10 protein-coding genes and 1 tRNA gene are annotated in these 13538 nt (G+C 45.2%); 9 read left to right on the plus strand and 2 right to left on the minus strand.

Annotated features, from left to right (window positions below):
* Position 1: 1 nt before the first annotated feature.
* Complete coding sequence (locus tag MKX59_RS06990; RefSeq protein WP_340857888.1) at positions 2-1081, minus strand: hypothetical protein; 1080 nt, start codon at positions 1079-1081, stop codon at positions 2-4.
* Positions 1082-1397: 316 nt separating this feature from the next.
* Positions 1398-1471 (minus strand) — tRNA-Arg (locus tag MKX59_RS06995).
* A gap of 257 nt (positions 1472-1728) precedes the next feature.
* On the opposite strand from MKX59_RS06995, the gene MKX59_RS07000 reads away from it, so the two are divergent.
* From MKX59_RS07000 to MKX59_RS07040, 9 genes are all read left to right on the plus strand, one after another.
* Positions 1729-2637: a hypothetical protein gene (locus tag MKX59_RS07000; protein ID WP_209943413.1), complete on the plus strand. Its 909-nt coding sequence runs from the start codon at positions 1729-1731 to the stop codon at positions 2635-2637.
* 143 nt (positions 2638-2780) lie between these two features.
* A complete protein-coding gene (gene tig / locus MKX59_RS07005; RefSeq protein ID WP_028541569.1) occupies positions 2781-4094 on the plus strand; it encodes a trigger factor in 1314 nt (437 codons plus the stop codon).
* A 410-nt stretch (positions 4095-4504) separates the two neighbouring features.
* Positions 4505-5095 carry an ATP-dependent Clp endopeptidase proteolytic subunit ClpP gene (clpP, locus tag MKX59_RS07010; protein ID WP_016324659.1) on the plus strand — a complete coding sequence of 197 codons (591 nt, stop codon included), beginning with the start codon at positions 4505-4507 and terminating at the stop codon, positions 5093-5095.
* Positions 5096-5107: 12 nt separating this feature from the next.
* On the plus strand, positions 5108-6364 hold the full coding sequence (clpX, locus tag MKX59_RS07015) for an ATP-dependent protease ATP-binding subunit ClpX (RefSeq protein WP_023989972.1): 1257 nt from the start codon (positions 5108-5110) through the stop codon (positions 6362-6364).
* A 110-nt stretch (positions 6365-6474) separates the two neighbouring features.
* Complete coding sequence (gene ispG / locus MKX59_RS07020; protein WP_023989971.1) at positions 6475-7593, plus strand: flavodoxin-dependent (E)-4-hydroxy-3-methylbut-2-enyl-diphosphate synthase; 1119 nt, start codon at positions 6475-6477, stop codon at positions 7591-7593.
* Positions 7594-7810: 217 nt separating this feature from the next.
* Entirely contained in the window at positions 7811-9538 is a 1728-nt protein-coding gene (lonB, locus tag MKX59_RS07025; RefSeq protein WP_076160836.1) for an ATP-dependent protease LonB, read from the plus strand.
* Between the two features lie 110 nt (positions 9539-9648).
* Positions 9649-11985, plus strand: a complete 2337-nt coding sequence (gene lon, locus MKX59_RS07030) for an endopeptidase La (RefSeq protein ID WP_134903684.1) — start codon at positions 9649-9651, stop codon at positions 11983-11985.
* An 18-nt stretch (positions 11986-12003) separates the two neighbouring features.
* The gene (gene yihA, locus MKX59_RS07035; protein WP_053325975.1) at positions 12004-12615 is read left to right on the plus strand and encodes a ribosome biogenesis GTP-binding protein YihA/YsxC; all 612 of its coding nucleotides are present in this window, start codon (positions 12004-12006) and stop codon (positions 12613-12615) included.
* A gap of 288 nt (positions 12616-12903) precedes the next feature.
* Complete coding sequence (locus MKX59_RS07040; RefSeq protein WP_023989968.1) at positions 12904-13491, plus strand: hypothetical protein; 588 nt, start codon at positions 12904-12906, stop codon at positions 13489-13491.
* Positions 13492-13538: the final 47 nt, after the last annotated feature.

Raw genomic sequence — 13538 nt, forward strand, 5'->3', positions numbered from 1 at the left:
GCTAATTCACGCGGTCAAGCGATGTGATTTGTATATCCTTTGTTGACATAAGTTTATAAATGTCTTCTATCTGGACTTCATAGGTCTTTTCATCAAAATGGTCCTGACCAAACATATAATCGTTTATTTCTATTGCCTTAAGGTTTTGTTTGGTATTCATAGTCGAAGGGAAGTATTCGATATCTAATGAGGCTTTATTTCCGGCCAACACTGTCTTGAGAACTTTCGCGGTTTGTAATACTCGTTCTTTTTCCAATGGCAATCCTGAGTCAGTTAGATCCTCGAATACAATTATACGAATATACTGATCGCCGACCGCTTTGGGATTCAGTTTAAAATCGTTGTATTCTTTGATCATTTTATCCGTGTTCCCTTCTTGCACTCCAGAATGAACAGCGGCTGAATCATCGTATAGCTTTTGTATAACGGGTTTGAGCTTCATGTCCAGTTGACTCTCCCAAAGGGCGTTAAGATAATTTTCTCTAAATGGGACATCCTCATAAGGACGCTTAGTCATGTTAAAGAGGACGGAAGGATGACGATTAGAGATCGCCTCCATGGTATATTCAGTGAAGGGAATACTATGATAGCTAATATTTTGAATTTGAAAGTCCTCTCCGTATTTCTGCTCCAGATATTGCTCTGATTCTGCGGCTACGTTGCGTTTATTTTCACCTGTTTTTGTAAAAGGCTCGATAATATCTACGTATTTCATTGTGACTGCAAGAAGTAGAAGTGTAGCTCCCAAAGCGAGACTGAGTAAAGTGCGCCATTTGGAAGGCAAGGATGCAACCGTCGGCGCTCTCTCCGCATGGTGTGGAATTTGAAAAGATCGTACTGTAAAAACAATGCCTAAAATGTGAAAAAGAATGGCCAACGGTCCCGAGATAATAAGCAGGTATCCGAGAGAGAACATTGTAAAATAGATCAGAATTCCCTGTGTGATGATAAGAGCCGCTCCTCCAATCATATAGGAAGGAATGGCGAGATAAAACATACCCAATCCAGTACCTAATATGGAAAGCAAAGTGGCAAGAAAACGATGAATTTCCCGCGACTTTTGCAGTTTATTCGTAGTCAAGGGAGTCAGTCTACCTCCTTCACTTAAAAATGGTGCAACATGATAGATGATAGCAATTTCTGCGTTTTTTTGAAAGAGTAGAGACTTAAAACCAGCGCCTAAAGTAGCGTTGGGCAGAATAATCTTTCTACATTATTTATAATGAAAAAAAGCTCCCTTGCGGAAGCTTTTTTTTGGTGTAATTTATCAAGAGAGATACTCTCCCTATGGGGTCGACTGCGAAGTATAGGCTAACGATGCCGATGGTCCGACGTTCCCCCGTGGTTTATCTCATGAGAACAAAAAAAGCCTCCATTATGGAAGCTTCTTGTTATGACGTCCCAGGAGGGATTCGAACCCCCGACCGACGGCTTAGAAGGCCGTTGCTCTATCCAGCTGAGCTACTGGGACATAAAATTCAAGCGAATATTAATATATCATATGGATAAAAGAAATTCAAGTCTTATTTTGCATATATCGCTTATTTAAGCTTTATACTGCATAAATTCTGAGTAGACGTAGTTTTTTTTGCCTTATAAAAGGGTATGTTAGAATACAGGTGAATATGTGTAAGACGAGTGGTTGGACTTCGGCTACTGTTTCTCATATAATCTACAAATACTTGAGCTTGCGAAGGAGAGGGGGTGCCTTGAATAAAGGACTCCAAGGTGACGACAAAAGAAAATAATATTGTATTGTTTCCGAAGACACTGGACTATTATCAAATTCAACTTACTGTGATGCTTGAAAACGAACGTTACGGAGAGGCGATGGCGATGCTGCGTTTTTTAATGCAGTGTCAGGGACAGGAGCAGAAGCAATACGATGAATGGAACGCTCTATTACAATGGCTGGAAGCTGCATTTCCACAGTACGCTGACAGCGGGGCGGTAACGGACGCTGTGGAAGAAGAAGTCAGTGAAGTAGAGTTAGCTCGCCGTCATGCACGCTTTAAGCAGGAGCAGGATGCAGGCTACGGCAACAAGCTGTTGCGGATGGCTATGGATGAACCCTTATCCGAACAGACGATTTTAGCATTGGAGCAGTTGTCCTATCTGGAACTGCCAGAAATCGATGATGCCTTGCTTCGCTGGATTACGGAACGGGAAATCCATCCTTTACTTCAATTCCGTGTTCTACAGACCATGCGAAGACGCGGAACGGAAGGGACGATAGAAATCAAACGGGGTGATGAACAAGCGGAAATCGACATTGAAACGGTTCCGTTACAGCCAGGTGATTTTCCAGAGTCGATTATGCGTATTTTGGAACGGGTGGCCGATCAGACTGAGGTGCACGAGCCTACACTATTCTATTTTGCACAGGAGCTGTGGTCACAGTTTGTGATGGCGGTATACGGTACGAAAGATTATAGATCAATGTTGGTGGAAGAGGACGGAATGCCAGATATTTGGGCTGCAGCACTCCATCAGACAGTTTCGGAAAGTTTGAACGGAAATAATAATGAGGAAGAAACCCGTGCTATATATGGCATTACAGATGCGTTGCGCTTCCGTTTTGAGCAGGCGTATCGGTCGATGCGACTATTTGTAGCGGCGGGAATGAACACTCCTTAATGACCGGAAACGTTTACCTGTGAAGCATTCAAAGGGCTGCTCTTGAAAAAGACAGTAATGTTAGATATACTATAGTGGTTATTTTGTGTGCGTTGATTGTAATGAAAACTAAGTGAAGATTTTGTTGGAGGGGAAAGCATAAAATGAAAGCAACTTGGGAGAAAATAGAGAAGAACCTTGGGGTTCTTGAAGTTGAGGTTGACGCGGATCGTGTAGCCGCTGCACTCGACAAAGCTTTTAATAAAGTGGCAAAACAAGTAAGTGTACCAGGATTCCGTAAAGGTAAAGTACCACGTCCTATTTTTGAAAAACGCTATGGTATTGAAAGTCTGTACCAGGATGCAATTGACATCCTGTTGCCAGAAGCTTACAGCCAAGCTGTAGAGCAAACGGACATCTTCCCGGTTGACAGCCCTGACGTTGAAATTGATCAATTTGCTAAAGGCGAATCTTTCAAGTTCAAAGCGAAGGTTACTGTTAAACCTGAAGTAACTTTGGGCGATTACAAAGGCGTAGAAGTGCCTGTAAGCAAACTCGAAGTAAGCGACGAAGAATTGGCTCAAGAACTGGAGCGCCTGCAACAACGTCATGCTGAATTGGTTGTCGTTGATGAAGACGCTGCTCAATCCGGTGATACAGCTATTATTGACTTCGACGGTTCCGTGGACGGTGTACCGTTTGAAGGTGGACAAGCTGAGAAGTATTCTTTGGAACTGGGCTCTAACACATTTATCCCTGGTTTTGAAGAGCAAGTGGTTGGTTTGCACACTGGCGATTCCAAGGACGTTGAAGTAACGTTCCCTGAGAACTACCATTCTGCTGACCTCGCTGGCAAACAAGCGGTATTCAAAGTGAAAGTTCACGAACTGAAACGCAAAGTTCTTCCTGAACTGGACGATGAATTTGCTAAAGATGTAAGCGAATTTGACACACTGGCTGAATTCAAGGAAGACTTGAAAAAGCAATTGTTGGATCGTAAGGAAAACGAAGCTAAAGCAGCCCGTGAGGGTGCTGTAGTGGAGAAAGTTGCTGAGAATGCAACAATCGACATTCCTGAAGCAATGGTGAAGAGCGAAGTGCAAAACATGGTTCGCGATTTCGACAACCGTTTGCGTAGCCAAGGTATGAACCTTGAAATGTTCCTCGGATTCTCTGGTCAAAGCAAGGAAGACCTGGAAGAGCAAATGAAAGCTGATGCTGAGAAGCGCGTACGTAACAACCTCGTGCTGGAGCAAGTGGCTAAAGCAGAAAACATCGAAGTTTCCGAAGCGGAAATTGATGAAGAACTGAAAAACATGGCTGAAGCTTACAAACGTTCAGTTGAGGAAATCCGCAGCATTCTGGAAGGTAACGGCTCGTTCGCTAACCTGAAAGAAGAAATTTCACTGCGCAAAACAATTGCTTTGTTGGTGGAAAACAGCAAAGAAGTAGAAGCGCCAGTTGAAGCTGCTGAATAATTCAGACGATAAATATACGGAGTATGCTGTAACAAGCTGCAACGTAGCAATTAGATAGGGATAAGGCACGTAGTGAAAGTTACGTGCCTTATTTTTACCTTTGGTAACCCAAATTTTAGTCGTTTATGGAAAGTGCTGTGAGTCGTGTTTTCTTGTTTTACATAAGTCACTACCGTATATTTGCACATACATACGAAACATGGTTAAATATGAGAAGGTCTCGGCAGAGTGTACTTTAAACAGCCCGCACTGCATATATGAGCGCATGCAAATATGACACGAGACTCTGAACATGTTAAAATATTTTGTAAGGTGTTCACGTTTCATGCTTGCTGCTTCCGTTTTAATGGGGCATAAGGAAGCGGATGAATACAGGTGTTCATTTTAATAAAGAAAAGAGGTTGGTCGTGATGAGTCTCGTCCCTATGGTTGTGGAACAAACGAATCGAGGAGAACGATCTTACGATATTTACTCGCGGTTGCTTAAGGATCGTATTATTTTCCTAAGTGGCCCGATTGATGACGATGTCGCCAATCTCGTCATTGCACAGCTATTGTTCCTTTCTGCGGAAGATCCAGAGAAGGATATTAATTTGTACATTAACTCGCCAGGCGGTTCTGTAACTGCGGGCATGGGTATATATGATACAATGCAATTCATTAAGCCGGACGTATCGACGATCTGTGTAGGCATGGCTGCAAGTATGGGTTCGTTGCTGCTAACAGCGGGTGCACCAGGCAAGAGATACGCACTTACCAACAGTGAAGTCATGATCCATCAGCCGCTCGGTGGCATTCAGGGGCAAGCCTCCGATATGCTGATTCATGCGGACTGGATTATCAAAACACGTGCTAAGCTGAATCAAATCTATGTAGAGCGTACGGGTCAGCCCCTCGAAAAAATCGAACGTGATACTGACCGGGATTTCTTCATGGAAGCGGAAGAGGCAAAAGCATACGGTATCATTGACCAGGTGCTGTCTAAACCGATTAATCTGTAAAGGGGTGGCTCTATGTTTAAATTTAATGATGAAAAAGGACAATTGAAATGTTCTTTCTGCGGTAAATCTCAGGATCAGGTTCGCAAGCTTGTTGCTGGACCGGGCGTATATATATGTGACGAATGCATTGAGTTATGCACGGAGATTGTAGAAGAGGAATTGGGTCATGAAGAAGAAGTAGATCTGAAAGACATTCCGAAACCAATGCAAATCCGTGACATTCTGGACCAATATGTCATTGGTCAGGATCAAGCGAAAAAATCGTTGTCTGTAGCGGTATATAATCACTACAAACGTATTAATACTCAAAACAAAATTGATGATGTGGAACTGCAAAAAAGTAACATTTTGATGCTTGGACCTACAGGTTCGGGTAAAACGTTGCTTGCGCAAACCATGGCTAAAATTTTGAACGTTCCTTTTGCTATCGCAGATGCCACTTCCCTTACGGAAGCAGGTTATGTGGGTGAAGACGTTGAAAATATTTTGCTGAAACTGATTCAAGCTGCCGATTATGATGTGGAAAAAGCCGAACGCGGCATTATCTACATTGACGAAATTGATAAAGTAGCCCGCAAATCCGAAAACCCGTCCATTACGCGTGACGTATCGGGTGAAGGTGTACAGCAGGCGTTGCTTAAAATTTTGGAAGGCACGGTTGCTTCTGTACCTCCGCAAGGCGGTCGCAAGCATCCACATCAAGAGTTCATTCAAATTGACACCACGAATATCCTGTTCATTTGCGGTGGTGCCTTTGATGGTCTGGAGCAAATGATTAAACGCCGTATCGGTAAAAAGGTCATCGGCTTTAACGCTACTAGCGAACAAAAAGATCTGAAACCAGGCGAATATACTTCAATGGTATTGCCTGAGGATCTTTTGAAATTCGGTCTGATTCCGGAGTTTGTAGGACGTTTGCCGGTTATTTCTACGCTGGAGCCGCTTGATGAGAACACATTGGTTCGTATTTTGTCTGAGCCGAAAAATGCGTTAGTCAAGCAGTATCAGAAGATGCTTGAACTGGATAATGTTACTTTGGAGTTTAAGCAAGATGCTCTGGAAGCCATTGCCCGTGAAGCCATCAAGCGTAACACGGGTGCCCGTGGTCTTCGTGCGATCATTGAAGGCATTATGCTGGATGTGATGTATGAGGTTCCTTCCCGTGATGATATCACTACTTGCGTCATCAATGAGCAGGTTGTAAAAGATAAAATCGCACCGGAACTCGGTGGTACAGATAAGGATAAAAAACAAGAAGAGAGCGCCTAAGGATTGATACTTCGCGATCTCTAAAACATGAGAAGCCGGATCTCCACTTCACTAAACCTGTATGAGGTTTTAAGGGGTGGAGGTTTGGCGTTAATGGGAGAGAAAAGTACATGTTCTTAAGACAAGACACACGTCCCGTAAAAGTCGGGAATCTGACGATTGGCGGCAGCAATGAAGTCATCATCCAAAGCATGTGTACAACCAAAACAGCAGATGTGGAAGCAACTGTAGCCGAGATTCTTCGTTTGGAAGAAGCCGGATGTCAACTGGTGCGGGTTACCGTCAACAATGAGGAAGCTGCCGCAGCCATTAAGGAAATAAAAAAACGGATTCATATTCCGCTGGTTGCAGATATTCACTTTAATCACAAGCTGGCTCTACTGGCAATTGAAAATGGAATTGATAAGGTTCGCATTAATCCAGGTAACATTGGACGACGTGAAAAAGTGGAAGCTGTCGTTAAGGCATGTAAGGAAAAAGGGATTCCAATTCGGATTGGTGTGAACGCCGGGTCGTTGGAACAGCATTTACTTGATAAGTATGGCTACCCTACGCCAGAAGCGATGGTAGAAAGCGCACTGTATCATATCGGGATACTGGAAGAGCTTGATTTCCATGACATTATCGTGTCATTGAAGGCGTCTGATGTTCCTATGGCGATTGCCGCTTACACGAAGGCAGCTGAAATTATTAAATATCCGCTCCATCTGGGTATTACCGAAGCTGGGACGCTCTTTACGGGTACGGTTAAAAGCGCGGCAGGTATGGGCGCTTTGCTGGCATCAGGCATCGGCTCCACAATGCGTATTTCGCTCAGCGCCGATCCGGTGGAAGAAGTGAAGGTAGCACGTGAGTTGCTCAAGACGTTTGGATTGATCACAAACGCAGCTACACTGATTTCTTGTCCGACTTGCGGACGTCTGGATATTGATCTGTTCTCTATTGCTAACGAGGTAGAAGACTACATTGCAAAACTCAAGGTACCGATTAAAGTATCAGTACTGGGTTGTGCAGTGAATGGCCCGGGTGAAGCGAAGGAAGCTGATATCGGAATTGCCGGAGCGCGCGGGGAAGGCCTTTTGTTCCGTTATGGAAAAATGATTCGCAAAGTACCTGAGGCTGATATGGTCGAGGAATTGAAAAAAGAAATTGATATCATCGTCAAGGCATATGAGGAAACAGGGAAAATCCCTGGACGTGAAGAACGTCATACCGCCGAGAAGGTGTAGGCAAAAGCAGTTATTATAAAGAGGCATAGTCATAATCTATTGTCATCATTTATACGCCGTGGAGAGCAGCTCTGCTACAGAACTGTTCTTCGCGGTGTTTTTGTATTTCTCTCTGATCTTTTGAAAGACCGCCGTTTAGCTATCGCGGAAAAGGAAATACTGTTTTTCATAGAGCGGCATTTTTCAAATTGCTGAGATGAGAAACGGAGGAAATACGATGGACTTGACTATGATTTTGTTATTGGTGCAAATGTTTTTCGGGATTGTTATTGGTCTGTATTTCTGGAACCTCCTGCGGAGCCAGAAAACGAACCGTAGTGCGGTGGATCGAGAATCCCGGAAGGAATTAGATAAGCTACGCAAATTGCGTTCAATTTCACTTACTAAACCATTGGCTGAACGCACACGTCCTGCCACATTACAGGATATCGTGGGTCAGAAGGATGGATTGCGCGCGCTCAAGGCTGCGTTATGTAGTGCGAATCCGCAGCATGTCATTATTTATGGCCCGCCGGGTGTAGGGAAGACGGCTGCTGCACGCGTAGTGCTTGAAGAGGCTAAGAAGAATCTGTCCTCCCCGTTCAAGGGAGATGCCAAATTCACGGAGATCGATGCTACGACGGCCCGCTTTGACGAGCGCGGTATTGCGGACCCGCTGATAGGTTCAGTACATGATCCAATCTATCAAGGGGCAGGAGCGATGGGGGTGGCGGGTATACCGCAGCCTAAGCCTGGAGCTGTAACGAAGGCACATGGGGGTATGCTGTTCATTGATGAGATTGGTGAGCTGCATCCAACGCAGATGAATAAACTGTTGAAAGTGCTGGAGGATCGCAAGGTATTTTTGGAAAGTGCATATTACAACTCGGAAGATTCGCATACTCCTGCTTATATCCACGATATATTCCAAAACGGTTTGCCAGCGGATTTTCGTTTGGTAGGTGCAACTACCCGTTCGCCGCATGAACTGCCACCTGCGATTCGCTCCCGGTGCATGGAAATTTATTTCCGTGCCTTGCAGCCACAGGAGATTGCCCGTATTGCTGAGGACGCTGTCCACAAGCTAGGCTTTGGTCCTTGTCCTGAGGCGGTAGAAGTTGTACAGCGTTACGCAACGAACGGTCGGGAGGCGGTCAATATGATCCAGCTTGCTGCTGGTTTGGCACTTACCGAGAAAAGGGAACGTCTCAATGCTTCCGACGTGGAATGGGTAGCGGGCAGCAGTCAAATTCAGCCTCGTCCTGACCGAAAAATACCGGGCTTGCCGCAAATCGGATTTGTTAATGGTTTAGCTGTATACGGTCCGAACATGGGAATGCTGCTGGAAATTGAAGTTACCGCGGTTCCGGTTCCTGAGGGAAAGGGAAACTATAATATTACAGGAGTCGTGGATGAGGAAGAAATCGGAGGTGGGTCCCGCACACTGCGCCGTAAGAGCATGGCTAAAGGTTCTGTGGAAAATGTTCTGACCGTTTTGCGTACGCTCGGATTGGCTCCGTCGAATTACGACCTGCATATCAATTTCCCCGGGGGTACGCCGGTAGATGGCCCGTCCGCAGGAATTGCGATGGCAACAGCTATTGCTTCCGCGATGCGGGGAATTCCGGTGGATCATGAAATTGCTATGACCGGCGAAGTTAGCATCCATGGTCGTGTCAAACCGATTGGTGGTGTATTAGCCAAAGTTGAAGCCGCTTTTCAGGCGGGAGCCAAAAAAGTGATCATTCCGCAGGATAACTGGCAAGCTCTTTTTGACAGCATTGAGGGTCTAAAAGTCATCCCCGTACAGTCGGTTACAGAAGTGTTCCGACATGTGTTTGGGGAAGAGATGACGTCGGATTTGCCTGTACATGCGCCAATTGAGACTTTTCGCCCATCCCAATCTTCCTTGTTACAGGCTGATGGAACGCATAACGGGACGATATCAGATACAGGATCTTGCTGATAAACCACCCTTTCATTGGTTTTTTCATAAAACATTTGATAAAATATGAAAGATAGCAACGTGAGGATTGTAAAATCCGGAACCTGAGAATCACTGGAGGTGCGAAAGCGATGGGACCCACCAAGACAAAAGGTCGTCGTTTTCCTTTGCTGCCTTTAAGAGGGCTTCTGGTCTACCCGAGCATGGTTCTGCATCTCGATGTGGGCCGGGAAAAATCGGTCAAGGCTTTGGAAAAAGCGATGGTTGAAGACAATTTGATTCTCCTGTGTTCTCAATCAGAAGTAAATATTGAAGAACCCACACAAGAGGACATCTTTCGAGTCGGCACGGTAGCCAAGGTACGTCAGATGCTCAAGCTTCCTAATGGAACCATTCGAGTATTGGTGGAAGGGCTGGAACGCGCCGAGATTATTCAATATACGGACAATGAAGAATATTACGAGGTAATGGCGAAGGAGCTGCACGAGGCAGAAAACGTACAGCCTGAGACGGATGCGCTTATGCGCACTGTATTAACTCAGTTCGAGCATTATATCAACTTGTCCAAAAAGGTAACACCAGAGACTCTCGCTGCGGTATCCGATATTGAGGAGCCAGGACGGCTTGCAGACGTGATCACAAGTCACCTGACGCTCAAAATTAAGGAAAAGCAGGATATACTGGAGACGATCGACGTTACTCAGCGTCTGGAGAAGCTTCTGGATATTTTGAACAATGAGCGTGAAGTACTGGAGCTGGAACGTAAAATCAACCAGCGTGTGAAGAAGCAGATGGAAAAGACGCAGAAGGAGTATTATCTGCGTGAACAAATGAAGGCAATTCAGAAGGAACTTGGTGAGAAGGAAGGTCGCGCAGGAGAAGTTGAAGAACTACGCAACCAGCTAAGTGAACTGGAGTTGCCTGTTCCGGTGAAGGAGAAGGTTGAAAAGGAAATCGACCGTCTGGAAAAAATGCCAGCAAGCTCTGCCGAGGGTGGCGTCATCCGTAATTATGTTGATTGGTTGTTAAGCTTGCCATGGAACAAGTTTACCGATGATGATCTGGATATCGTCAAAGCTGAAGAGGTACTCAATAACGACCACTACGGACTGGATAAACCCAAGGAGCGTGTATTGGAGTATTTGGCTGTACGTAAGCTGGTGAAGACCATTAAGGGACCGATTCTGTGTCTTGTAGGTCCGCCAGGGGTCGGCAAGACCTCGTTGGCTCGTTCGATTGCCAAATCCATGGGTCGGGAATTTGTCCGCATCTCTCTCGGAGGTGTGCGGGATGAAGCGGAAATCCGTGGTCACCGCCGGACTTATGTTGGCGCGATGCCGGGGCGAATCATTCAAGGGATGAAGACCGCAGGAACGTCTAATCCGGTATTTTTGCTGGATGAGATTGATAAAATGGCTTCCGATTTTCGAGGGGATCCATCGGCAGCATTGCTCGAAGTGCTTGATCCTGAACAAAACAATACGTTCAGTGACCATTTTGTCGAGCTACCGTTTGATCTGTCCAATGTGATGTTTGTAACGACAGCCAATGCTGCACACAACATCCCGCGTCCGCTAATGGACCGCATGGAGACATTATATATTCCTGGCTACACCGAACTGGAGAAGCTGGAAATCGCCAATCGGTATTTGTTGCCCAAGCAGAAGAGAGAGCATGGCTTGAACGAGGAACAACTGGTTATCGGGGAGGATACGCTACTGCGTGTCATTCGTGAATATACCCGTGAATCCGGTGTACGGAATCTTGAGCAGCAAATGGCTTCTCTGTGCCGCAAGGCGGCGAAGTCAGTTGTATCTGGTGGCGAAGGCCCGATCCAAATCACACCGGATAATCTGAAGGATTATCTGGGTATCGCTAAATTCCGTTACGGTGTTGCAGAACTGGAGGATCAGATCGGTACGGTTACAGGCTTGGCATGGACAGAGGTCGGTGGTGAAACACTGATGATTGAAGTGACGGTCGTACCTGGTAGCGGTAAACTGATTCTTACGGGTAAACTGGGAGACGTTATGAAGGAATCTGCACAGGCGGCATTCAGCTACACTCGTTCGAAAGCAGTTGATCTGGGCATTGAACTGGACTTTTATGAGAAAAATGATATCCACATTCATATTCCTGAGGGTGCGATTCCGAAGGATGGCCCATCTGCGGGAATTACTATTGCTACCGCATTAATTTCAGCTTTGACCAACCGTCATGTATCCAAAGATGTGGCTATGACGGGCGAAATTACTCTGCGCGGTCGTGTATTGCCAATTGGTGGTTTGAAAGAGAAGTCGCTGGCTGCCCACCGGGCAGGCTACAAAAAAATTCTGCTTCCCAAAGATAATGAACGGGATTTGAAGGATATTCCCGACAGTATCCGGCAGGATGTTGAATTTGTCCCCGTTGCCCATATGGATCAGGTGCTAAAGCATGCTTTGGTTGAGCAGGCAAGGGTACATTAGAGAGGAATTAAGGACACAATGAAAGTAACAAAAGCAGAATTTATAATAAGTGCGGTTGGTCCCGATCAGTTTCCTGTGGACGCTTTGCCAGAGATTGCTCTGGCGGGGCGCTCCAATGTAGGAAAGTCTTCACTGATTAATCGGTTGATTAACCGTAAAAATTTGGCGCGTACCAGTTCTACGCCAGGTAAAACCCAGCAACTCAATTATTACCGGATTAATGATGATCTCTATTTTGTCGATTTTCCCGGTTACGGTTACGCCAAAGTATCCAAAACGTCCCGCAAGGCTTGGGGGCAGATGATTGAGTCTTATTTGCTGGAGCGTGAGCCACTCAAACTGGTGCTTCAAATGGTAGATTTACGCCATCCGCCCTCCAAGGATGATATCATGATGTATGATTGGCTGCGTCATAATGGGCTTCCCGTATGTGTTGTAGGCACGAAGGCAGATAAGATCCCTAAAACGCGACGAGAAAAGCATTATAAAGTAATCAAGCAGGAACTCGGAATACTTCCCGGGGGATTGTTTATCCCCTTTTCATCCGAAGAAGGTATGGGCAAGGAAGAGCTGTGGTCTGTCATCTCCAGCTATATAGAGAATGACGACGAAGAGCAGGCGGAATTGTAAGGCTAGGGACGTCCTTAAGGGCGTCCTTTTTTCATGATTCGGGCTTCGGGAAAATAAACTTACTAAAACGGTAGGAATAATATATAATAACTAAAGGAACTCGTGGACTTTAAGCAGAAAAGTGAGTGTATATGGAGGATAATGCAGTCTCAACCTCATTATTTTCTGTTTTTTTCGATGTATGGCGGAAATTTATGATTGATGTGCAAGAAAAGCACTGTAGGTCTGATGTATAATAAAGCATAAAGCTTAAACTTATAGGTTCAGGAAAGAATTGAGGAGATTGGTATGGCTCAGCGGTTAGCCACAGAGTATGTTAAAACCACATTGACCTTGTCGGAAACTCAAATGGACGAATTTTTGCGGGCAGTGGATGATCCGCAGGTGCATTACCACATTAAAGTTCTGGATAACGGAAGTCAGGAAATCGTTCTGGAGCATAGTGCGGGTGAGGAAGTTCATTTGTTTTTTGAAGCCAAAGAGGGAGCATTAGTGTGTGAATTGACTTGCCGCTTAATTCATCCGCAACTAACCCTATTTATACGCAAACTTTTTGTTCGTTTTAAGGGTGAAGGCATCGTTTACCGAATGTATCAAGGATTCACTATGGTGTATTTTTATAATGAAGGTACGGTTCGTAAAATTATGGAGAAGAATGCCGCAGGCTCTAAGCTGGTATTTGAATATAAAAATACGGTACAGGAACTGCAACAGCTTTTTCAGCATCAGAACGTCGAAAATGAAATATCAGACGTATATCATCTCATTAATTCGTTGCTTGACCAGCGGAATTTGGCGCGCACTTTCTCGGAGTTGGAACAGATTGACCACAAGCTTCGAATGAGTTGCTCGAAATTATTTGCACTGGAAGCTTAATAAGGCATGAATATATGGAATGAATCGTTATGCAGTGTAGTCCCTTT

The sequence above is a fragment of the Paenibacillus sp. FSL R7-0340 genome (assembly GCF_038002205.1).
GTDB classification, from domain to species: Bacteria; Bacillota; Bacilli; order Paenibacillales; family Paenibacillaceae; genus Paenibacillus; species Paenibacillus polymyxa_B.

Excerpts from the sequence above, each read along its gene's own strand:
- tig (WP_028541569.1), top strand. The coding sequence starts at position 2,781 with ATGAAAGCAACTTGGGAGAAAATAGAGAAGAACCTTGGGGTTCTTGAA.
- clpP (WP_016324659.1), top strand. The coding sequence starts at position 4,505 with ATGAGTCTCGTCCCTATGGTTGTGGAACAAACGAATCGAGGAGAACGA.
- clpX (WP_023989972.1), top strand. The coding sequence starts at position 5,108 with ATGTTTAAATTTAATGATGAAAAAGGACAATTGAAATGTTCTTTCTGC.
- ispG (WP_023989971.1), top strand. The coding sequence starts at position 6,475 with ATGTTCTTAAGACAAGACACACGTCCCGTAAAAGTCGGGAATCTGACG.
- lonB (WP_076160836.1), top strand. The coding sequence starts at position 7,811 with ATGGACTTGACTATGATTTTGTTATTGGTGCAAATGTTTTTCGGGATT.
- lon (WP_134903684.1), top strand. The coding sequence starts at position 9,649 with ATGGGACCCACCAAGACAAAAGGTCGTCGTTTTCCTTTGCTGCCTTTA.
- yihA (WP_053325975.1), top strand. The coding sequence starts at position 12,004 with ATGAAAGTAACAAAAGCAGAATTTATAATAAGTGCGGTTGGTCCCGAT.
- MKX59_RS07040 (WP_023989968.1), top strand. The coding sequence starts at position 12,904 with ATGGCTCAGCGGTTAGCCACAGAGTATGTTAAAACCACATTGACCTTG.